Origin of the sequence: Verrucosispora sp. NA02020 (assembly GCF_013364215.1) — a bacterium.
In the GTDB taxonomy this organism is placed as follows: domain Bacteria; phylum Actinomycetota; class Actinomycetes; order Mycobacteriales; family Micromonosporaceae; genus Micromonospora.
In genome coordinates this window covers 2,543,279-2,564,561 of record NZ_CP054923.1, presented here as the reverse complement: position 1 = coordinate 2,564,561, position 21,283 = coordinate 2,543,279, and the positions used below count along the sequence as shown (strand labels likewise).

Below are 21,283 nucleotides of genomic sequence, written 5' to 3'. Positions count from 1 at the left end.
TGCAAGGAAGGGTCCCCTCCTAACGCCTCATGCATAGGAGGGGACCCTTCCTAACATCTCTACGAGCGCCCTGACGCTTCAGTTGACCTGCTCGGACAACCCGTGCTGCCGCTCATACGTGCGCAGTGCCAGATCCCACGCCTGCGTGTACTCGGACGGCCCGAGAGCAAGGTCGCTGTGCCCCTTGACCGCCTCGCGGAGCAGCCGCACCAGGTCCGGCACGCTGCCCCGACGCTCCTCGACGTAGCGCCGGAAGATATCGGCGAACTGTTCCCCGGCCAGGGCCGCCGCGTGGGCGGTGACTGGGTCGTCCTCGAGGTCACGCAGCACCGTGCCCCACCGGCGAGTCAACTCGTCGGCCTGGCGAGCCCGGATCTTCTGCAGTTCGTGGTCGCACTCCAGCCTGATCCGCTCCTCCCAGTACGGACGGAGTCTTTCGCGCACCCGATCCTCCGGGCTGACCCGGATACGCACCCCGAACTGCGGCAGCTGGCCCTGCTCCTGCGGCCACCGCTGGTGCATCAACACGTTGTTCAGCGCCCGCTCCAGATCGTGGGCCCGGTGCGGCTCGTACTCGCGGGCAAGGTCGATCACGCGCTCCCGGACGATGCTCCGCGCCCACGGCAGCAGACCCTCGGCACGCATCTGCAGCTCCTCGAAGGGCATGTTCGACGCCGTCCACAGGTAGGCCACGTACAGGCAGAAGTCGAAGGCGTCCCCCTTGGCCGGCACCAGCATCGGTCTCGGTACGTCCTGCCGGAAGGTCACCCGCACCGGCGCGGGCCTCGGCACAGGCACTGGCGCAACGGGCATCGGCGAGAAGATGCGCTGCCACCACGAGCGCTCCGGCTGACGCGGTACGGCATGGTGCGTGGGCGTGTTCCCCGGGGATGCAGTGGTCATCGGCTGTCCTCACGAATCAGTCGTTCGACATCGTCGAGTAGCGGCTTGCGCGGCATGACGGGACGCCACACATGACGCAACTGGTGGTCGAGCCGGCGGCGCAGCGGAGGCCGTCCGGCCACCACGAGCCGCAGCAGCGCCAGTACGTGGCCGGCGACCTCCGGCTGCCCGTCGGCCCGGTCCAGCCAGAAACCGAGCGTCCGCCAGGCGCGGTACGCCGTCTCCGGGAGGCTCAACGCCGTCGCCCAGAGCTCGGCCAGGTCATGCGGGGACACGATCTCCGCCCGGGCCAGGTCCAGCAGTTCCGGCCACTGCTCCCGGGGTGCCGGCGCCCACCGTTCCGCCAGCACCCGGAGGGTCCTCGCGGCGTGCAGCCGCACCTCCCGATCGCTCGAACGGGTCCATCCGGCCAGGTCGGGGACGAGCGCGGCGGCGTTCCCGCCCTGGTACACCTCGACCAGCCCGCGTGACACCGAGTTGTTCCACCGCTGCATCCGCGCCGACGCGACCATCCGCAGTTGGACCAGGGCCGCGTCCGGCCAGAGACGGGCCAACCCCAGTTCGTGGGCTCGGGCCACGGTGTCCCGCAGGTGCGCGGCCGTTCCGGCGGCCCAGCCGTCCAACTCGACCCGTACCCGCTGACGCAGGCGAGGCTGCAGTGCCATCGCGACCAGGATGATCGCGGCGGCCTGCCGAACCCCGGCTCGCCGGTCCCGGGCCAGGTCCCGCACGGCGTCCAGAGCCGCCCGGACGTCCCGGCCGGCAGACCAACCGATCGCCCCCGCCGCGGCCTGCCGCACCTCCGGCAGGTCGGTACGGACCATGTCCGCGAGCCAGCCGAGCAGGACCTCCGGCGGCCACCACTCGGCCCACGCGACGTCGAGCACGGCCGACCGCAGATCCTCGCTGCCCGTCGCGAACTGCACCCGTACCCCACCGACGGCCCATCCGTCGGCCGGCTCCACCACCACGGCGGCACGCAGGGTGGCCCCGAGCAGATCGTCGAGCGCGGTGCCCCGCAGCCGTACCGCCGTCGCCGGTGACCGCTCCGGCACGGGAGCCCCCGGCGGACGCTCCGGCGCGTCGGCCGCCACCAGCCGGCCGGCGGCGAACCGGATCTCCGCTGTCGACAGCCCCGCCAACACCACACAGGAGAGTCGGAACGCACGTACCTGTTCGCCGGACCAGCCCACCGGGATGCCGGCACCGTCCTGCGGATCCAGGATGCGCGCGGCGCGCTCCCGGAGCTGCTGGGGAAGCAACTGCGCCAGCCGCTCGGTGAGCTGGCCGGCACGGGGCAGCGTCCGGGCGATCGCCTCGACCACCGGCACCACCTCGCGCGACCGAGGCTCGGCGGCGAGATAGGTGGCGAGCAGCGGATGGCGGGCGCACTCCTCGTCCACGTAACGCTCCAGGCACTCCCCGTCGCAGCGGTCGGCGCAGAAACCGACGCAGCGTCCGGCCAACTCCCGTCGCAGCCGAGCGCGGAACACGTCCCCGGCCGGCGCCGGTCGATGCTCGATGACGTGCCCGCCAAGGTCCCGGGCACGTCGGGAGAAGTCACCGACCAGCAGCAGCGTCACCCCCTCGGACTCGGCCCGCGACGCCAACTGGACCAACGTGTAACCGTCGACGCCGCGCACCGCCTCGTCGGTGAGCCGCAGCACGTACCCGCACCCCGACCGGGGGCCCGTCGCACCACCGAGCAGGTCGGCGGGCTGCGCGACACCGAGTACGCCGACCCGGTCGAGACCGTGCCGGCGGGCGGCTCCGACCAGCGCCGAGGTGAAACGCCCACTGCCGGCAGGGCCGGACAAGCACACCACGTGGCGTTGCTTCAGTACCCGGTCGAGCTGCTGGTCACTGACGGCCGGGGCGTAGCCGTGGACCACGTCCCGGACGATTGTCGCGCTGAGCGTCTCGGACCAGACCCGGCCCGCCTGCGCTGCCGTCGCGGTGACGTTGACCGTGCCGATCGCCATCGCACCGTGTCCGGTGGCGTTCTGTCCCCGGACGAGGACGTCGCCCACCTCGACGCCGGCGACGCCGCCGAGCAGACCCGCGAGTCGGCGCAGCACATCGCCGGGATCCAGTGGCTCCTCGACGTCCTCCGGCTCCTCCGGCCCGGCCGGCTCGGCCGGCCCCGACGTGCCCGCACCGGCCTCCGGTGCCGGTCCGTCGTGGGGCGCTGGTGTCTCACCACTCGGCGGCGCGGACTGCGGCGTGTCCGGGACGGTGCCGGTCACGGAGTCGTGCGGAGCCGACTGCGGGTTCGGGTCGGTCATCGGTCCGTACCAGGACGGAGATGGACGTCCCGGCCCACCGAACCGATCGCCATGGCGCCGTGTCCCACCGCGTTCTGGCCGTCGACACGGATGTCACCGGTACGGATTCCGCCGGCCACCGGATCCGGGGCACGGTACGCGGGGTAGCCGCCCCGCCTCTCCTCTTCCAGCCTGGGCTCGCTCACCCCACCGGACACCTCCGGCGACTCGTCCCCCACCCACGAGGCGACGTCCTCATCCACGACGCAGAGCCACCCCTGAGCCTGGAACTGCTTGTCCGGGATGCGCACGTCGATCCGCTTGAAGCGGTCCGGGCGGATCTGCTCGGGATACTCGGTGACCACGTCGCGATAGATGTCCGAGGAGACCACCAGCGCGATCCCGGCGTCCGGGAACGCGGCCAGCGCACGGCGTACCGGTGCGGCGTCGCAGAGCCTGCTCACCAGTACGACCGCCTGACCGGGAAAGCCGTTGGCGCCGTCCAGGTGCACCATGCCCTGGTGCACCGCGATCCGCAGCCGGATGCGGGCCGCCGGGAGGCGACTGGCGTTGTAGCGACGCAGTCGACGGTTCAGCTCCGGCACGAACCGACCGATCAGGTGTGCCTCGGGAAGCTCGCGGGGCAGGATCGCCAGTTCTCCGTCACCGGACTGCTGCGTCCTCCAGTCTTCCCGTCGCAGGCCCACCTCCTCGGCCGTTTCCCGCAGCACTCGGTGGAAGTCCTGCTGCGCCTCGTACTGCTGGACGTTACCGCGCCCGCTGTAGCGCTCCATGTCCACGCAGATCAGCATCCGCCGTTCTGGATGTCTCATGTCGTCACCCCTTCGTCACCACACCCTGCCGGTCCTGGCACCAGGGGACATCCAAGCCGTGGCGACGGGCGCAGACCCCGTAGAAGTACGGCATCACAGGGGTTGTCGACCAACCGTCATTCCGTCCTGAGCGGGCATTCCGGCCAGCTCCGGGCGGTGTACTCGCCGTATGTGGACAGTTCCGATCGACCTGCTCCTGGGGCTGGATCTGGAGTTGCTGCCTACCCTCGGTCTGCTGGTCGGATTCCTGCTCACAGCGGCTCTGTTCCGGTGGGCGCCGAAGATTGTAGGCGACCGGCTACGCTTCGACCGCTGTCGTTGGCTAAGCAGATTGGGAGCCTTGATGCGGCGAGATCCACCCCAGATTCCGGAGTGGCCTCACGGCACCTTTCTTCAACGACTGGGTCCTCCCGTACGCGCCGCCCTTCTCGAACTCGGGGTCCGTCGCCGGGTGCCGGCCGGTCAGATCCTGATCCACGAAGGCCTGCGGGAGTCCCACCTGATCCTCATCGAGGAGGGCCTGACGAAGGTCACCGCTGCGCTGGCCGACGGACGAACCGCGCTGCTGTCCCTGCGGGTCGGGGGCGACCTGATCGGGGAGATGTCGGCGCTCAACGACCAGCCACGCTCGGCGACCGTCACCGCCTGCGGGCCCGCCCGGTACTGCGTGATCCCGTCCGACCGGTTCCGTACGTTCCTGAAGGGCCATCCCGACGCCGCGCTCGAACTCGCCGCGATGGTCTCCGACCGGCTGCGGTGGTCGAACCGGCGGCGGATCGACTTCACCTCCTACCCGGTGACCATCCGGGTGGCCAGGGTGGTGGCGGAGCTGTCCCGCACCCACGGTCGGCAGGCGGCCGGCGGGGTCGTCATCGACGTCCGGCTGACCCAGTCGGAGCTGGCCACCATCTGCGGCGCCTCCGAGACCTCGATCCAGAAGAGTCTCCGCGAGTTGCGCAACGAGGGCCTGGTGGACACGGACTATCGGCGGATGACCGTCCGCGACCTGGACGGGCTGCGCGCCCTCGGTCGCCTCGACGACGAGAACTGACCGGAGCACACCCCGGATGTTAGGAGGGGTCCCCTGCTATGCACGAGGCGTTAGCAGGGGACCCCTCCTTACATACGCGTCAGGCGCCGCGCAGGGTGGCGTGGTAACGCTCGGCGGCGCGGGCCACCGCGGCGTCCCGGGCGGCCACCGCCTCCTCGACGGTCAGCGTCCGGTCCGGTGCGCGGAAGGTCAGCTTGTAGGCCAACGACTTGCGGCCCGCGCCCACCTGCTCGGAGGCGTACACGTCGAACAGCCGCACCGATTCCAGCAGGGTGCCGGCGCCCTCGGTGAGAGCCTGCCGCACCGCCTCCGCCGGGACCGACTCGTCCACCACCAACGCCACGTCGATCAGCGCCGGCGGGAAGCCGGACACCGTCGGCGCGAGCGCCACCGGCGCCTCCGGCAGCGCGTCCAGGTCCAGCTCCATGGCGCTGGTCCGGCGGGGCAACTCCAGCGTGGCGAGCACCGTCGGGTGCAGTTCACCGGCGTGGCCGACCACCGTGCCGTCCACCAGCAACGCGGCGCACCGGCCGGGGTGCCAGGGGGCGTACTCGGCGGCCCGCACCTCGATGCTGTCCTGCGGCACCCCGGCGGCGGCCAGCACCGCCCGACCCGCCTCCACGGCGTCCGCCCAGCCGGCCGCCCGACCCGCACCCCACCAGCCGGCCGGCTCGACGTCACCGGTCAACACGACCGCGACGTGCCGGGGCTGGTCCGGGACGACCGCGTCGGCGGCGGCGAACTCCTCGTCGGTGGGCCGCCGGTCGACGCCCATGACCGGCGGTCGGCCGGCACCCGGACGCGCGCGGAAGACCGCGCCGGTCTCGTAGAGCGCCAGGTCACGCAGACCACGACCGAGGTTGCGGCGGACGATGCCGAGCAGCGGGCCGAGCAGCGTGGTCCGCAGCAGCGGCTCCTCCTCGGAGAGCGGGTTGGCCAACCGGACCGCCTGGCGACGCGGGTCGTCGGCGGGCAGCCCGAGCTGGTCGGCCAGCTCGGTCGCCACGAACGGGTGCGCCAGCACCTCGACGAAGCCGCGTTCGGCAAGCGAGCGGCACACCGCGCGGTGACGGCGCTGCCGCGCGGTCAACCCCCGCCCGGGCGGCGCGGTCGGCAACACCGACGGCACCTTGTCGTACCCGTCGAGGCGGGCCACCTCCTCGACCAGGTCGGCCGGATCGGTCAGGTCGGGCCGCCAGGTGGGCGGGGTGACGCTGAGCGCCTCGACACCGCCGACGGCACCCACCTCGCCCGCGTCCTCGGCGAGCCGGTCGGCACCCCGGGCGACGGTGCACCCGACCTGCTCCAGCAGGGCCACCACCCGGGCCGGCGGGTACTCCACGCCGACCCGCCGGGTGGGCAGGTCGACCGGCAGCACCACCGGCGTACGCGGTGCGACGTGGTCGATGTCCAGCACCTCGTCGGCGACGGTGCCGCCCGCGTACTCGGTGAGCAGCCGCACCGCGCGGTCCAGCGCGACCAGCGGCAGGGCCGGGTCGACGCCCCGCTCCCACCGCTTGGCGGCCTCGCTGAACAGCTTGTGCCGGCGGGCGGTGCGCCCGACCATCACCGGGTCCCAGTGCGCGGCCTCGAACAGCACGTTGACGGTGCCGGGCACCACCTCGCTGGTCTCGCCGCCCATCACGGCGGCGAGCGAGATCGGCACGCCCTCGCCGGCGAGCGGGTTCGGCGCCCCGGTGTCGCAGATGACCATGTCCTCCGGCGCGAGCACCCGGGTCACCCCGTCGAGCGTGGTCAGCTTCTCGCCCGCCTCGGCCCGTCGAACCACCAGCGCACCGGTGATCCGGTCCGCGTCGAAGGCGTGCATCGGCTGGCCGGTTTCCAGCATCACGTAGTTGGTGATGTCGACCGGCAGGGAGATGGTGCGGATGCCGGCGAGGGTGAGCCGCCGCTGCATCCACTCGGGGCTCGGTGCGGTCGGGTCCACGCCGCGCACCAGCCGGGCCGCGAACCGGTCGCAGCCGACGGTGTCGCGGACCTCGACCGGGTACACCGGGTCGGCGGTGCCGGTCGGCGCGGGCACCAGACCGGGATCCCGGAAGTTCACCCCGAGGGCGAGCGCCAACTCACGGGCCAGCCCCCGCAGCGACATCTGGTAGCCCCGGTCCGGGGTGATCTCCACCTCGACCACGACGTCGTCGAGGCCGACCATCGGGCGGGCGTCGTCGCCGGGCTTGCCGGCGGTGCCCTCGGGCAGCACCACGATGCCGTCGTGGTCGTCGCCGAGGCCCAGCTCACGCTCCGAGCAGATCATGCCGTTGGAGTTGCGCCCGTACGTCTTGCGGGCGCCGATCGCGAAGCCACCCGGCAGGACGCCGCCGGGCAGGATCACCACCACCCGGTCGCCGGGGGCGAAGTTGCGCGCCCCGCAGACGATCTCCTGCGGCTCGCCGGTGCCGTTGGCGGCCCCGACGTCGACCCGGCAGAACCGGATCGGCTTCTTGAAGCCGGTCAGCTCCTCGATATCGAGGACCTCACCGACCACCAGCGCCCCCTGGACCGTGTCGGCCAGGTCCACGATCGACTCGACCTCGATACCGAGGTCGACCAGGGCCCGCTCCAGGTCGGCGGCGGGCAGGTCGGCCGGGAGATCGACGTACTCCCGCAGCCAACTGACAGAAACTCGCATGACTTGTGACCACCGTCTCCGTGACTCGTACCCGTCGCCCTACACACCGGCCCCGAACGCGCGGGTGAACCGCACGTCGCCTTCGGCCATGTCCCGCATGTCGCTGACCCCGTGCCGGAACATCACCGTGCGGTCGATGCCCATGCCGAAGGCGAACCCCGAGTAGACCTCCGGGTCGATGCCGCAGGCGCGCAACACCCGGGGGTTGACCATGCCGCAGCCGCCCCACTCCACCCACCGGGGGCCGTCGCGGTGCTCCGGGAACCAGACGTCGAACTCGGCCGACGGCTCGGTGAACGGGAAGTAGTGCGGCCGGAAGCGGGTCCGCGCCCCCGCGCCGAACATCGCCTGGGCGAAGTGGTCCAGGGTGCCGCGCAGGTGGGCCATGGTGATGCCCTTGTCCACCACCAGGCCCTCGACCTGGTGGAAGACGGGCGCGTGGGTGGCGTCCAACTCGTCGGTGCGATAGACCCGGCCGGGCACGACCACATAGATCGGCGGCTTGCGGGTCAGCATGGTCCGCGCCTGCACCGGTGAGGTGTGGGTCCGCAGGACCAGCCCGGACTCCGTGGCGGGTGCGATGTGGAAGGTGTCCATCAGGCCGCGCGCCGGGTGGTCCGGCCCGATGTTCAACGCGTCGAAGTTGGTCCACTCCAACTCGACCTCGGGGCCCTCGGCCACCTCGTAGCCCATCCCGACGAACAGATCGCTGATCTGCTCGGTCACCAGGCTGACCGGGTGTCGGGAGCCGCGCGGCCGCCGGTCGTGGGGCAACGTCACGTCGACGCGCTCCTCCACCAGCACCCGCTCGGCCTGTTCGCGCTCCAGCACCTCGGCGCGGGCGGCGTGGGCCTGCTCGATGGCGCGGCGGGCCTCGTTGACCCGTTTGCCGGCGTCGGACTTGGCGGCCGGCGGCAGCGCGCCGATCTCCCGGCGGGCCAGCGAGACCGGGGCGCGGTCACCGAGGTGCGCCGGGCGCACCACGGCCAGCGCGTCGGGGTCGCCGGCGGCGGCGAACGCCTTCTCGGCCTCGGACACGGCCTCGGCCAGGGCGGCCGGGTCGAGCAGGGCGACCTGCTTCGGGTCGTACGGATCGTTGCGGTAGCTCATGGCGTACGGGCACTCCCTCACGGCGGTGCCGGCCCTCACGGGCGGCGAAGCGAGTCTACGGACGCGCGGCTACGCCGCAGCCCGCCGGTGGGAGTCGCGTGGGGAGCAGGTCAGGCCCGCCGCCCGCCGACACCGGCGGGCTGGCTAAAGGAACGCCCGGTCGCGTTCACCATGGGGGCCGCTCTCCTCGTGCTGAGTCTTGTCGCACGGCATGTCTCGTGCGGTGCCTACTCGTGCGGTGCGCCTGACCGGAGGTCAGCGCTGTGCTCTCGCCGAAGCGTACAGGCAGACGGCCGCAGCCGCAGCCAGGTTGAGGCTCTCCGCCCGCCCGTGCAGCGGCACCCGGACCCGGGCGTCGGCGGCCCCGGCCAGCTCGGCGGGGAGGCCGTGCGCCTCGGAGCCGAACAGCCAGGCCGTGGGCGCGGCGAGCCGACCGGCGTCGGCCAGGTCGTCGAGGTCGTCGGCGCCGTGCCCGGTGGCGGCGAGCACGGTCAGCCCGGCGGACCGCACCGCGTCGACCACCTCGGCGGGGTCGCGTTCGCGGACCACGTCGACGTGGAACAGGCTGCCGGCCGAGGAGCGGACACACTTGCCGTTGTACGGGTCGACCGCCTCCCCGGCGAAGACCACCACGGCGGCCCCGGCCGCGTCGGCGGTCCGCAGCACGGTGCCGGCGTTGCCCGGGTCACGGATACCGGCGAGGACCGCGACCAGGCGCGGCCGTCCGGCCAGAGCGGTCTCCAGGGGTACGTCGACGTGCTCGCAGACGGCGACCAGGCCCTGCGGCGCGACGGTCTCGGCGAGCGCGGCGAGCGCCTCCTCGGTCACCTCGGAGACGGGTACGTCGTCGCGGGCCGCGGCTGCCGCGAGGTCGGCGTACCGGTCGAGAGCGGTCGGCGTGCCGAACAGCTCGCGGACCGTACGCGGGCGGGCCAGTGCCTCGCGGACCGCCTGCGGCCCCTCGGCCAGGAACCGGCCGGTGGCCTCGCGGTCCCGGCGGCGCTGGAGTCGGCGGGCGGCGACCACCCTGGGGGTACGCGGTGTGAAGGTCATCTCGTCCTCACCACACACGCGCGAGGCGCCCCCGGTCGTGGGGACGCCTCACTGCGTTGTGCGGGGATCAGGCGGCCTGAGCCGGCGCGCCGCCGGTGCCCTCGGCCTTGACCGCGGCCCGGGCCAGCTCGACGATCGCCGCGAACGACGAAGCGTCGTGGACCGCCATGTCGGCCAGGATCTTGCGGTCGACCTCGATGCCGGCCAGGCGGAGGCCCTGGATCAGGCGGTTGTAGGTCATCCCGTTGGCACGGGCACCCGCGTTGATCCGCTGGATCCACAGCTGCCGGAAGTCGCCCTTGCGGTCGCGACGGTCCCGGTAGGCGTACTGCATCGAGTGCAGCACCTGCTCCTTGGCCTTGCGGTACAGCCGGGAGCGCTGACCGCGGTAACCGCTCGCGGTCTCCAGCAGGGTACGACGCTTCTTCTGGGCATTCACAGCCCGCTTGACGCGTGCCATCTCAACTCCTTCTTGGACTCAGGTTGGCGCGCGTCAGCGGCCGAGCAGCTTCTTGAGGCGCTTGACGTCGGACTTGGCGACCTCGACCAGGCCCGTCAGCCGCCGGGTACGGGTGGAGGGCTTCTTCTCCAGGTTGTGACGCAGACCGGCCTGCTGCTTCATGATCTTGCCCTTGGCGGTCACGCGAACCCGCTTGCCCGTCCCCGTGTGGCTCTTCATCTTCGGCATGTGGAACGTCTTCTCCCCTGTTACTCGCCGCTGTTGTCGGCGACGGTGCCGGTGTCACCGGCTGCTGCGGTCTCGCCGGCCTCCGGCGCGGCGGACTCATCCGCTGCCCGGTCCCGGGGCGCCCCGCCCCGGGAGGCGACCGCGGCGACCGCGGCGGCCTTGGTGGCGCGGTGCGGCGCGAGCACCATGATCATGTTTCGACCGTCCTGCTTGGGAGCGGCCTCGACGTACCCCAGCTCCGAGATCTCGCTCTCGAGCCGGCGCAGGAGCCGGTAACCCAGCTCCGGGCGGCTCTGCTCGCGACCGCGGAACATGATCGTCACCTTGACCTTGTCGCCGGCCTTGAGGAACCGCACCACGTGACCCTTCTTGGTCTCGTAGTCGTGCGGATCGATCTTCGGCCGGAGCTTCATCTCCTTGATGACGGTCTGCTGCTGGTTACGCCGCGCTTCGCGCGCCTTGAGTGCGCTCTCGTACTTGAACTTGCCGAAGTCCATGAGCTTGCACACCGGCGGGCGCGCCATGGGCGCAACCTCGACCAGGTCCAGATCGACGTCCGCGGCCAGCTGAAGGGCGCGCTCCAGCGGGACGATGCCCACCTGCTCACCCTCGGGGCCGACCAGTCGGACCTCACGTGCCCGGATCTGCTCGTTCACGCGTGGTTCGACGCTGATGGGGCCTCCTCGAGTCGGTTCTTCATGCGTGTCCGACCCTGCGGCTCCCGGTTGGGAGCCGACCCGGAAAGCAGAAGGCCCCGGCACATGCCAGGGCCCGCTCGACCGGTCGGCACGATCACAGGATCGCGCATCCCGGCCCGGGACATGCCCGGAACCGGAGACCGGACCCGGCCGCCGTAGTCGGCGACTCGGGTGGGAGCAGGCGCCCCACTTTCATGGCCGCCCGCGCAACGCGGACAGCCTGGTCGACTCGACCACACTACACCCCGGGTAACCGGGCCCCCAAACCGACCCGCCCCTGTGCCGGCTCGACCGTGCGCTGGCTCTTCCCGTGCCGGGACTGGTGCACTCCCCCGCCGGCGCCACGGTCAGGAACCCGAGTTCGCGCCCTGTCGAGCTGAACCGTCGACGCCATCGCCAAGAACCGAGGACGCAGCGACCCGTTGACGCCCTCAGCTCCAAAGGGCACGACGAACAGTCACTCGGACCCCGCCCTATCGACCTGAACCGTCGACGCCATCACCCATGAACTGAAGACGAGGCGATCCGTCGACGCCCTCAGCTCGACAGCGACCGGCGGCGTTGCGGTCCGGTCGACGTTGGGCTGGGGCTGGCCGGGGACCGGTCGGGACGGAGGTGGGGGCGGGTCAGCGGGTGGCGCGGTCGGCGACGGCGGTCAGGTGCGCCTGGTGCAGGCGACGCAGGGCACGGACTCCGTCGACGGCGAGTTGCTTGTCGGCGGCCTGGAGGGCGACCACGGGCAGCAGGTCGTCGTCGTAGAGCTCCAGGGCGGCCCACGGTGCGCCGCGGTCGAAGCGTACGCCGCGGACGACCTCCCAGGGCAGCTCGTACGAGCCGATGATGTTGCGGACCCGGATGCGGTGGGCGTCCGCCTCGACCCGGGGGCGGGTGAACAGCAGTGTGCCGAGGGCGAAGAGGACGCCGAGCCCGATCATGGCGAACTGGTCGCCGCGCTGGAAACTGCCGTAGCCGTTGCCGGTCGGGCCGGTCAGCGTGGTGGCGATCAGCGCGAAGACGACGACGAGTACGGCTGCCGAGATCCAGCAGACCAGCCGGATGCGGCGCGGTCGCAGGCGGATCCGCTCGGTGCCGTCCGCCGGCTCGCGTTCGCTCGTGCCGGCACTGACCTGCGTCGCGTCCCGCCGCTCACTCATGTCCCCAGTTTGCCATCCGGCCCCGGCACGTCGTCCGGCGCCACACGGACCACACCGTCGTCCCCACCGGGCCCGACCTCGGCGACCGGGGAGGCACGTGGAGCCGGGGGCGGAGGTGGGGTGCCGGTGGCGGGGGCGGTGGCGGCGCGGGGGCCTCGGCCGGCGACCAGGACGGCGAGCAGCGTGAGCACGGCACCGGCCAGGACCGGTAGCCGGGCGCCGGGGCCCTGCGGCAGCAGCACGTCCAGGAGCAGGGCGCCGACGAGTTGGCCGCCGACCAGGGCCAGGCCGGTGCGCAGGACGCCGGCCGCGCGGACGCCGATCACCAGGGCGGCGACGATGCCGACGCCGAGCAGGCCGCCGGTGTAGAGGTGCCAACCGCTCGGCCAGCTGACGGACGGGCCGGTGAAGGCGCCGGCCAGTGCGGCGACGAGCAGCACCGCCGGCGTACTCACGACGAAGTTGACCGCGACCCCGGCGGCGGCCGAACCGGCGGCGGAGATCCGGCCGTTGAGCGCGGCCTGCAACGCGACGGCGACACCGCCGAGCACGGCGAGCAGGAGCACGCCGACGGCCAGGTCACCGACGGGTCGACCGGTCTGGGCCAGCGCCACCGCGGCCACCCCGAACAGCGCCCCGGCGACCCGGGGCGGGGTGAGCGGCAGCCGGCCCACCGGGGCCAGGCCGGACCGGTCCGAGGCCAGCCCGCCGAGGCTGCTGCCGGCGACCTGGGCGATGGTGAAGACCGCGACGCCGAGCACCGGCACGGCGTAGGCGGCGAGCACCACGATGGCCGCGCCGCCCAGCCCGCCGAGGTACGACCACCAGGGCATCCGGGCCCGCCGCAGCGCGACGAGCCCGGTCCGCATGGACGGCAGCACCAGCAGCCCGACCAGCACCAGCAGGCAGCCGCCGAGGTTGTTGACGACCGCGCCCAGGGTGGCGTTGCCGGTCCGCTGCCCCAACTCGGCGTTGACCGCGCCCTGCGCCGCCGACGCGACGCCGCCGAGGGTGACCAGGACGAGCGCCAGCGCCGCCGGGCGCGGTCTCACAGCCGGCAGGCGTGGATGTTGGTGACCAGGATCGCTCGGGCGCCGAGGTCGTAGAGCTCGTCCATGATCTGGTGTACGTCGTCGCGGAGCACCATGGCCTGCACCGCCACCCAGCCCTCCCGGTGCAGCGGGGAGACGGTCGGCGACTCGATGCCGGGGGTCAGCGAGCTGGCCCGGTCCAGCAGACCGGCTGGTACGTCGTAGGCGAGCATCACGTAGCGGCGGGCCACCAGCACCCCGTGCAGCCGGCGCAGCAACTGCTCGGCCTGCGGGTGGGAGGTGGCGCCGGCGCGACGGACCAGGACCGCCGACGAGCGCAGCAGCGGCTCGCCGAAGACCACCAGCCCGGCCTGGCGCAGGGTGGCGCCGGTCTCGACCACGTCGGCGACCACGTCGGCGACGCCGAGCCGGATGGCGTTCTCCACCGCCCCGTCGAGCCGGGTCACCTCGGCCTTCACGCCCAGCTCGGCCAGGTGCCGCTCGACCAGGCCCGGGTACGCGGTGGCGATCCGGTGGCCGCCGAGTTCCCGGACGTCGTCGACGTCGTCGGGGCGGGCGGCGAAGCGGAAGGTGGCCCGCCCGAAGTTGAGGTCGACGATCTCCTCGGCCGGCGCGCCGGAGTCGATCAGCAGGTCCCGGCCGGTGATGCCGACGTCCAGGTCACCGGAGCCGACGTAGGTGGCGATGTCCTTCGGCCGCAGGTAGAAGAACTCGATGTCGTTGGGTTCGTCCCGGCAGACGAGGTCCTTGGGGTCGGTGCGCTGGCGGTAGCCCGCCTCGCGCAGCATCTTGGCGGCCGACTCGGCCAGGGCGCCCTTGTTGGGTACGGCGACACGCAGCATGACGGAGTGCTCCTTCGATCGGGTTGAGGTCGACGGCGGGGCACTCACAGATGTCGGTAGACGTCCTTCAGGTCGAGACCGCTGGCCAGCATCAGCACCTGGACCTGGTAGAGCAGCTGGGAGATCTCCTCGGCGGTGCGCTCGGGCCCCTCGTGCTCGGCGGCCATCCACGACTCGGCCGCCTCCTCGACGACCTTCTTGCCGATGAAGTGCACACCCTTCTCCAGGGCGGCGACCGTGCCGGAGCCCGGGGTGCCGGCGGCGGCCTTGGCCTGCAGCTCGGCGAACAACTCCTCGAACGTCTTCACGGAATCGGATTCTCTCAGTCGCCCTCGGTCGCCGTGACCACGGGTCCGGTGCCGACCGCTGGGCGGGACCCGAATTCCCTACCGACATGGTGGGACACCCCTTCGACGTCCGCCGATGCGGGTCGTACGCTGTGCGCCATGGTCAGCACTCCTCGCCTCCTCGCGCTCGCGGCCGCCGGCTCGGTCCTGCTCGCGGTCAGCGCCTGCGCGCCCGAATCCGCACCCGCCCCCCAGCCCACCGCGTCCGCCGCGTGCGACAAGGAGAGCCTGGTCACCCGCACGCCGGGCAAGCTCACCATCGCCACGGACGAGCCCGCCTACCAGCCGTGGTTCGTCGACGACAAACCCGACAACGGCGAGGGTTTCGAGTCCGCCGTGGCGTACGCGGTGGCCGAGAAGCTCGGGTACTCCCGCGCGGACGTGGTCTGGACCCGGGTCAAGTTCGAGACCGCCGTCGCTCCCGGGCCGAAGGAGTTCGACTTCGACATCAACCAGTTCTCCATCACCGACGAGCGCAAGCGGGCGGTGGACTTCTCCGCGCCGTACTACCTGGTGCGGCAGTCGGTCATCGCGCTGAAGTCGTCCCCGATCGCGGGCAAGAAGTCCCTGGCCGACCTGCGCGACGCCAAGCTCGGCGCCCAGGTCGGCACGACCAGCTACCAGGCGATCACCGACCTGGTGAAGCCGACCGTCGAACCGCAGGTCTACAACAGCAACGACGACGCCAAGAAGGCCCTGCAGAACGGGCAGATCGACGGACTGGTGGTGGATCTGCCCACCGCGTTCTACATCACCTCGGCCGAGATCGACGACGCGGTGATCGTCGGGCAGTTCCCCCAGGTGGGTTCGCCGGAGGCGTTCGGGCTGCTGCTGGACAAGGACTCCCCGCTGACCGGCTGCGTCAGCGGTGCGATCGGTCAGCTCTCCGGTGACGGTGTGCTGAAGCAGTTGGAGCAGCAGTGGCTCGCCCAGGTGGCGGGGGCACCCGAACTCACGTGAGCACCCTCACCCACGATCCGTCGCCCGCGCAGCGGGCCCGGGACGCGTACCGCCGCCGGCAGACCGTGCTGAGCGTGCTGGTCGCCGCCGCCTCCACGGCGGCGATCGGCACGCTGCTGGCGGTCGCGGTGACCGGGGCACCGGGCTGGGACCGGGTACGCGAGTCGTTCCTCGATCCGGAGATCGCCCGGGACGCGCTGCCCCGGGTGCTCACCGGGCTCTGGCTCAACGTCCGCCTGCTGGTCTGCTGCGCGATCGGCGCACTGCTGCTCGGGCTGCTGATCGCCGTCCTGCGGACGTTGCGCGGGCCGGTGTTCTTCCCGATCCGGGCGCTCGCGGCGGGCTACACGTACACGTTCCGCGGCCTGCCGCTGATCATCGTGCTGTACGTGCTCACCCTCGGCGTGCCGGGACTGCGGTTGCAGGGCATGCCGCCGGTGCTGGTGCTGGGCGGGTTGGCGCTGGTGCTCACCTACGGCGGGTACCTGGCCGAGGTGTTCCGCGCCGGCATCGAGTCGGTGCACTCCAGCCAGCTCGCGGCGGCCCGCTCGCTGGGGCTCACCTATCGGCAGACGATGCGGCACGTGGTGCTGCCGCAGGCGGTCCGGCGGGTGGCGCCGCCGCTGCTCAACGATGTGGTGGCGTTGCAGAAGGACGTCGGGCTGGTGTCCCTGGCCGGGCCGATCGACGCGGTACGGGCCGCGCAGATCGCCACCGCCCAGACGTTCAACTACACGCCGTACATCGTGGCCGGGGTGCTCTTCGTCCTGCTCGCCATCCCGCTGATCGCGGTCACCGACCAGGTGACGTTGCGGGCGGCCCGACGCCAGTCCGGAGGCTGACCGTGGACGTGTTGCGGTGTCGGGGGCTGCGCAAGGAGTTCGGTGGGCGGGTGGTGCTGGACTCGCTGGACCTGACCGTGGCCGAGCACCGGGTGGTGGCGTTGATCGGGGCCTCCGGCTCCGGCAAGTCGACGCTGCTGCGCTGCGTCAACCTGCTGGAGGAACTGCACGACGGGACGATCGAGCTGGACGGCGAGGAGATCACCGCCCCGGGCGTGGACCCGGACCGGGTACGCCGCCGCATCGGCATGGTCTTCCAGTCGTACAACCTCTTCCCGCATCTGAGCGTGCTGGACAACGTGACGCTGGCCCCGCGTCGGGTGCACGGACGGTCCCGGACCGACGCCGAGACGCACGCCCGGGAGCTGCTGGAACGGGTGGGGCTCGGGGACCGGGCCGACGCGTACCCGGATCGGCTCTCCGGCGGCCAGCAGCAGCGGGTGGCGATCGTGCGGGCGCTGGCCAACTCGCCCCGGCTGCTGCTGCTCGACGAGGTCACCTCGGCGCTCGACCCGGAGCTGGTCGGCGAGGTGCTCACGATGATCCGCGACCTCAAGACCGACGGCATGACCATGGTGCTGGCCACGCACGAGATGAGCTTCGCCCGGGACGTGGCCGACCAGGTCTGCTTCCTCGACGGCGGCCGGGTGGTCGAGTCGGGCCCGCCGGCCCAGGTGTTCGGGGCGCCGACGCAGCCGCGTACCCGGCAGTTCCTGGCCCGGATCATCGAGGCGGGTCGGCTGCCGGGCTGAGCGGCGTCGCGTATCGGGCATCGTGACGACGGTCACCTGCGCCGACCGGCAGGTTTGTACCCTTGATTGGGTACAAACCGACCATGACGACGTCTGTAGAGGTAGCCGTGACCCGTTCCGCTTCCGACCCCGTCGACGTCGCCCACCTGCGGAAGGTCCTCGACGGGCCGTGGGCCGAGGTCCGCGACGCACACCGGAACAAGCTCGACGCCCGCTTCCTCCCGGTCTACGGGGAGAGCAGCGAGCAGGCCCGGGATCGGATCAGCCGGCTGCTCCCCGAGCTACCCGCCGAGATGGGCATGGCGACGGCCTTCCCCACCGAGTACGGCGGCCGTGGCGACATCGGCGCCTCGATCGTGGCCAGCGAGATGCTGGCGCAGGTCGACCTCTCGCTGATGGTCAAGGCGGGCGTGCAGTGGGGGCTGTTCGGCGGGGCGGTGCTGGCGCTCGGCACCCGCCGGCACCACGACGCCCACCTCCGGGACATCGTCGCGGGCGACCTCCTCGGCTGCTTCGCGATGACCGAGACCGGTCACGGCTCGGACGTCCAGCAGCTGCGCACCACCTGCACGTACGACCCGGAGACGCAGACCTTCGACCTGCACACCCCACACCAGGCCGCCCGCAAGGACTACATCGGCAACGCCGCCCGGGACGGGCGGATGGCGGTGGTCTTCGCGCAGTTGATCACTGGCGGGCAGCGGCACGGCGTACACGCCTGGTTGGTGCCGATCCGCGACGCCGACGGCACCCCGATGCCCGGCGTGACCATCGGCGACGCCGGCCCCAAGGCCGGGCTGCTCGGCGTGGACAACGGGCGGCTCAGCTTCGACCACGTGCGCGTGCCGCGCGACATGCTGCTGGACCGATACGGCCAGGTCGCGGCGGACGGCACCTACGCCAGCCCGATAGCCGACGACTCCCGACGCTTCTTCACCATGCTCGGCACCCTGGTCCGGGGCCGGGTCAGCGTGGGTGGCGCGGCGGCGGCGGCGACCAAGTCGGCGCTGACCATCGCGGTCCGCTACGGCGACCTCCGCCGTCAGTTCGGCACGCCCGACGCCGACCGTGAGGTGCTGCTCAACGACTACCTGGCTCACCAGCGCAAGCTACTGCCCGCGCTGGCCACCACGTACGCGCTGCACTTCGCCCAGGCCGAACTGGTGGCCGCCGTCCACGAGGTGCAGGGCAGCGACGAGCCGGTCGACGAGCACCGGCAGCGGGAGCTGGAGTCGCGGGCCGCCGGCCTCAAGGCCGCCCAGACCTGGCACGCCACCCGGACCATCCAGATGTGCCGCGAGGCGTGCGGCGGCGCCGGCTACCTGGCCGAGAACCGCCTGCCCGGCCTCAAGGCCGACACCGACGTCTTCACCACGTTCGAGGGCGACAACACGGTCCTGCTGCAACTGGTGGCCAAGGGACTGCTCACCGGTTACAAGGACGAGTTCGGTTCGCTGGACGGCTGGGGGCGGGCGTCCTTCGTCGCCGAGCAGGTCCGCGAGATGGTGCTGGAGCGTACCGCCGCGCGGGCACTCATCGAGCGGCTCGTCAGCGCCGTGCCCGGCCGGGACGAGGAGGTCGCCGTCACCGACCGGGGTTGGCAGCTCTCCGTCTTCGAGGACCGCGAGAAGCACCTCCTCGACGGCGCCGTCCGGCGGCTGCGCAACGGCGCGAACAGCAAGCGGGACCGGCCCTTCGACATCTTCAACGACGTGCAGGACCACGTCCTCACCGTCGCCTCCGCGCACATCGACCGGGTGACGCTGGAGGCGTTCGTCGCCGGCATCGAACGCACCACCGACCCGGCCGTCGCGGCCCTGCTCTCCCGCGTCTGCGACCTGTACGCCCTCAGCGTCATCGAGGCCCACAAGGGATGGTTCCTGGAGCACGGCCGGCTCACCCCGGCCCGCGCCAAGGCGATCACCGCAGTGGTGAACAGCCTGCTCAAGGAGCTGCGCCCGCAGATGCGCACGCTGGTGGACGGCTTCGCCATCCCGGAGGCGTGGCTGCACTGCGCCATCCTGCGGGAGGAGGGCGACCGGCAGGAGGCGATGGCCGCTCACGACCGGTTCCCGACTGATCGGTAACGGATCGCGGACAGGGTGATCACCAGCGGTACCCCATCCTGGGGCGACACGCCTCACCGACGGGAGACCTCCTGGTGATCTGGATCATCGAGAGCAAGAGCAAGCTGAGCCGCGTGTTCGCGGCCGACCTCACGCGCCTGCAGGCCAACGAGGCGGTCGCGGCACACGTCGCCCGGTCCGTGCTGAACAGCAAGATCGCTGAGATGCAGACCCCGCTCGCACCCCCGCTCGCACCCGGCGAGCCGGTACTCGTCCTCGCCCACTCCGGCTACGCGCTCGACGACCGGCACCACGAGGAGCGGCCCTGGGTCGGCGGGCGCTGGCTGGACGAGTTCGTGCAGGACGTCACGGCGAAGTTCACCCCGGCCGGCATCAGCGGCCGGACGCTCTGGTTCCTCGTCTGTCACACCGGGCACGACGTCACCACGCTGGGCACGCTGCTGGCCGCCGCCGGGGTGAACGACGTGACGATCTACATGCCGACGGACTTCATGTACATCAGCAAGAACGGCATCCCGCACGTCCTCAAGAGCGATGCCGACCTCGAATCCGTCAACAAGGACGTCGCGAAGTGGGACGGCGACTACATGAGCATCACGGGCTCGCAGCCCACCGGCGCCTACTGGGCCGGCTGCACGGTCCGCAACCAGGTGGTCACCACGCTGGGCGCGAAGACCGTCGAGCAGGCCGTCCGCGAGCAGTTCGACCCGGACGAGGACGAGGCCTGAGCCGCCGTCGCCGGGGACCCGGACGCGGCCCCCGGCGACAGACGGCACTCGTGGCGACGGCTGTCTCAACGAGGGCCGGTCCCGATTCACGGCGTTCGTCGCGTCACGCCGACCAGCGTCGCCAGTCGCGCGACGTCGGCCGCTGCTGGTGAGCCCCGGGCGATCTCGGCGATCAGCGTACGAGCCAGCGGACGGCACCGGACCTCTGCCGGTGCCGTCCGATGCGCCTCGACCAGCGTGCGGCCGGCCCCCCGCATGTCACCCGCTTGGAGGTACGCCCGCGTGGCGTCGAGGAGGTAGGCCGCCTGATACTCCCCGGGCAACCGCCGCAGCAACCCCCGTCGCAGGATGTTCTCGTGCCGGAACAGAGCGTCGCCGACATCACCGAGTTCAGTCGCCACGACCATTCGGGCCATCTCCACTGCCGTCATCCCGAAGGTGACGTGGCAGTCCGCACCCCCGTCTCGGATCCGGTTGGCGATTCCAGCAGCCTGCTCGATCGACGCCACCGCACCAGACGTGTCCGAGGCGGCGGCAGCAGCCATCGCGGCTTGCAGCAACAGCGTGCCCCGCACGGACAGATCTCCCGCTCCCGCCTGCCCCTGGTCGAGACAGCGTTCCGCAGCGATCGTTACCGCAACCGCGAGTTGGTTCCGGCCTGCTGCCCGTAAGGCTTGACCGAGTGGGATTGCAGCGGTTGCCGCCAGCAACGGATCGAGGTTCGCGACGGTCACTGCCCGGTCTGCCACCAGCCATGCCAGAGCGACCTCGCCGATCTTCACCGACACTAACGAGGTGATCCGGTACGCCTGCACCAGGAGTTCGACTCCTGCCCGGACATCGGACCGATGTGTGTGCTGCACGGACGCCAACAGCTCCGGAAGAGTCCGCAACACCTGCGGGTAATGAGCGTGGTGATAGGTCAACCAGGCATGCGTGACCTGTCGCCGAACCTCTTCGACAGCGCTCGACCGGCTCGATGCGCTGGGTCGAAACACGTCATGGCAGGCGACGACGGCATAGACCTCGTCCAACCCGTCGGCTCTGTCGCTGACCGTCGATGAGAGCCCACCGACGTGGCGACCAAGCAACACGGAGGGATCAACCCGCAGGACCCGCGCGATCTCCTCGATCAGGGGGTACCGGTCGAGAGCACGGGCACCTCGCTCCACCTTGTCGACCCAACTCTTCGACTTTCCCAGCCGATCGGCGAGCATCTGCTGGGTCATTCGCCGCCGCACCCGCCACTGCGCCATGCGGCGCCCTATC

20 protein-coding genes are annotated in these 21,283 nt (G+C 71.8%); 6 read left to right on the top strand and 14 right to left on the bottom strand.

Features of this window, described 5'->3' with window-relative positions; translation table 11 throughout:
- Positions 1 to 78: 78 nt before the first annotated feature.
- Genes HUT12_RS11275 through HUT12_RS11265 form a run of 3 tightly spaced genes read right to left on the bottom strand, consistent with a single transcriptional unit; the run spans position 79 to position 4,000 of the window.
- Positions 79 to 903 carry a hypothetical protein gene (locus tag HUT12_RS11275; protein ID WP_254876777.1) on the bottom strand — a complete coding sequence of 275 codons (825 nt, stop codon included), beginning with the start codon at positions 901 to 903 and terminating at the stop codon, positions 79 to 81.
- On the bottom strand, positions 900 to 3,188 hold the full coding sequence (locus HUT12_RS11270; RefSeq protein WP_176093319.1) for a hypothetical protein: 2,289 nt from the start codon (positions 3,186 to 3,188) through the stop codon (positions 900 to 902). The genes HUT12_RS11275 and HUT12_RS11270 overlap by 4 nt, the downstream gene beginning before the upstream one ends.
- On the bottom strand, positions 3,185 to 4,000 hold the full coding sequence (locus HUT12_RS11265; RefSeq protein ID WP_176093318.1) for a hypothetical protein: 816 nt from the start codon (positions 3,998 to 4,000) through the stop codon (positions 3,185 to 3,187). The genes HUT12_RS11270 and HUT12_RS11265 overlap by 4 nt, the downstream gene beginning before the upstream one ends.
- Positions 4,001 to 4,451: 451 nt before the next feature.
- Between HUT12_RS11265 and HUT12_RS11260 the strand changes: the two genes are divergently transcribed.
- Positions 4,452 to 5,051: a Crp/Fnr family transcriptional regulator gene (locus HUT12_RS11260; protein ID WP_254876776.1), complete on the top strand. Its 600-nt coding sequence runs from the start codon at positions 4,452 to 4,454 to the stop codon at positions 5,049 to 5,051.
- A 79-nt stretch (positions 5,052 to 5,130) separates the two neighbouring features.
- Here HUT12_RS11260 and pheT read toward each other — a convergent pair whose 3' ends face one another.
- The 10 genes from pheT to HUT12_RS11210 form a co-directional block, all read right to left on the bottom strand.
- On the bottom strand, positions 5,131 to 7,701 hold the full coding sequence (gene pheT / locus HUT12_RS11255) for a phenylalanine--tRNA ligase subunit beta (RefSeq protein WP_176093316.1): 2,571 nt from the start codon (positions 7,699 to 7,701) through the stop codon (positions 5,131 to 5,133).
- Between the two features lie 39 nt (positions 7,702 to 7,740).
- On the bottom strand, positions 7,741 to 8,811 hold the full coding sequence (pheS, locus tag HUT12_RS11250) for a phenylalanine--tRNA ligase subunit alpha (RefSeq protein ID WP_131052958.1): 1,071 nt from the start codon (positions 8,809 to 8,811) through the stop codon (positions 7,741 to 7,743).
- 255 nt (positions 8,812 to 9,066) lie between these two features.
- Positions 9,067 to 9,864, bottom strand: coding sequence for an RNA methyltransferase (locus tag HUT12_RS11245; protein ID WP_131052959.1), 798 nt, complete (start codon positions 9,862 to 9,864; stop codon positions 9,067 to 9,069).
- 67 nt (positions 9,865 to 9,931) lie between these two features.
- On the bottom strand, positions 9,932 to 10,324 hold the full coding sequence (gene rplT, locus HUT12_RS11240) for a 50S ribosomal protein L20 (RefSeq protein ID WP_131052960.1): 393 nt from the start codon (positions 10,322 to 10,324) through the stop codon (positions 9,932 to 9,934).
- Positions 10,325 to 10,357: 33 nt separating this feature from the next.
- On the bottom strand, positions 10,358 to 10,552 hold the full coding sequence (rpmI, locus tag HUT12_RS11235; RefSeq protein ID WP_131052961.1) for a 50S ribosomal protein L35: 195 nt from the start codon (positions 10,550 to 10,552) through the stop codon (positions 10,358 to 10,360).
- 20 nt (positions 10,553 to 10,572) lie between these two features.
- The gene (gene infC, locus HUT12_RS11230) at positions 10,573 to 11,208 is read right to left on the bottom strand and encodes a translation initiation factor IF-3 (RefSeq protein WP_131052962.1); all 636 of its coding nucleotides are present in this window, start codon (positions 11,206 to 11,208) and stop codon (positions 10,573 to 10,575) included.
- Between the two features lie 668 nt (positions 11,209 to 11,876).
- A complete protein-coding gene (locus HUT12_RS11225; RefSeq protein ID WP_131052963.1) occupies positions 11,877 to 12,404 on the bottom strand; it encodes a PH domain-containing protein in 528 nt (175 codons plus the stop codon).
- Positions 12,401 to 13,456 carry a DMT family transporter gene (locus HUT12_RS11220; RefSeq protein ID WP_217705969.1) on the bottom strand — a complete coding sequence of 352 codons (1,056 nt, stop codon included), beginning with the start codon at positions 13,454 to 13,456 and terminating at the stop codon, positions 12,401 to 12,403. Before HUT12_RS11220 ends, HUT12_RS11225 begins: the two co-directional genes overlap by 4 nt.
- On the bottom strand, positions 13,453 to 14,298 hold the full coding sequence (gene hisG, locus HUT12_RS11215) for an ATP phosphoribosyltransferase (protein ID WP_131052965.1): 846 nt from the start codon (positions 14,296 to 14,298) through the stop codon (positions 13,453 to 13,455). The genes HUT12_RS11220 and hisG overlap by 4 nt, the downstream gene beginning before the upstream one ends.
- A gap of 44 nt (positions 14,299 to 14,342) precedes the next feature.
- On the bottom strand, positions 14,343 to 14,624 hold the full coding sequence (locus tag HUT12_RS11210; protein ID WP_217706071.1) for a phosphoribosyl-ATP diphosphatase: 282 nt from the start codon (positions 14,622 to 14,624) through the stop codon (positions 14,343 to 14,345).
- Positions 14,625 to 14,744: 120 nt separating this feature from the next.
- Between HUT12_RS11210 and HUT12_RS11205 the strand changes: the two genes are divergently transcribed.
- From HUT12_RS11205 to HUT12_RS11185, 5 genes are all read left to right on the top strand, one after another.
- The gene (locus HUT12_RS11205) at positions 14,745 to 15,605 is read left to right on the top strand and encodes an ABC transporter substrate-binding protein (protein ID WP_176093315.1); all 861 of its coding nucleotides are present in this window, start codon (positions 14,745 to 14,747) and stop codon (positions 15,603 to 15,605) included.
- Positions 15,602 to 16,447 (top strand): amino acid ABC transporter permease, encoded by an 846-nt coding sequence (locus HUT12_RS11200; protein ID WP_131052967.1) that lies wholly within the window; start codon positions 15,602 to 15,604, stop codon positions 16,445 to 16,447. Before HUT12_RS11205 ends, HUT12_RS11200 begins: the two co-directional genes overlap by 4 nt.
- A 2-nt stretch (positions 16,448 to 16,449) precedes the next feature.
- Positions 16,450 to 17,199, top strand: coding sequence for an amino acid ABC transporter ATP-binding protein (locus HUT12_RS11195; protein WP_303393483.1), 750 nt, complete (start codon positions 16,450 to 16,452; stop codon positions 17,197 to 17,199).
- Positions 17,200 to 17,282: 83 nt separating this feature from the next.
- The gene (locus tag HUT12_RS11190) at positions 17,283 to 19,286 is read left to right on the top strand and encodes an acyl-CoA dehydrogenase (protein WP_176093314.1); all 2,004 of its coding nucleotides are present in this window, start codon (positions 17,283 to 17,285) and stop codon (positions 19,284 to 19,286) included.
- Positions 19,287 to 19,360: 74 nt separating this feature from the next.
- Positions 19,361 to 20,014, top strand: coding sequence for a hypothetical protein (locus tag HUT12_RS11185; RefSeq protein WP_131052970.1), 654 nt, complete (start codon positions 19,361 to 19,363; stop codon positions 20,012 to 20,014).
- A gap of 86 nt (positions 20,015 to 20,100) precedes the next feature.
- On the opposite strand, the gene HUT12_RS11180 is transcribed toward HUT12_RS11185, so the two are convergent.
- Positions 20,101 to 21,270 carry a helix-turn-helix domain-containing protein gene (locus HUT12_RS11180; RefSeq protein ID WP_131052971.1) on the bottom strand — a complete coding sequence of 390 codons (1,170 nt, stop codon included), beginning with the start codon at positions 21,268 to 21,270 and terminating at the stop codon, positions 20,101 to 20,103.
- Between the last annotated feature and the right edge of the window lie 13 nt (positions 21,271 to 21,283).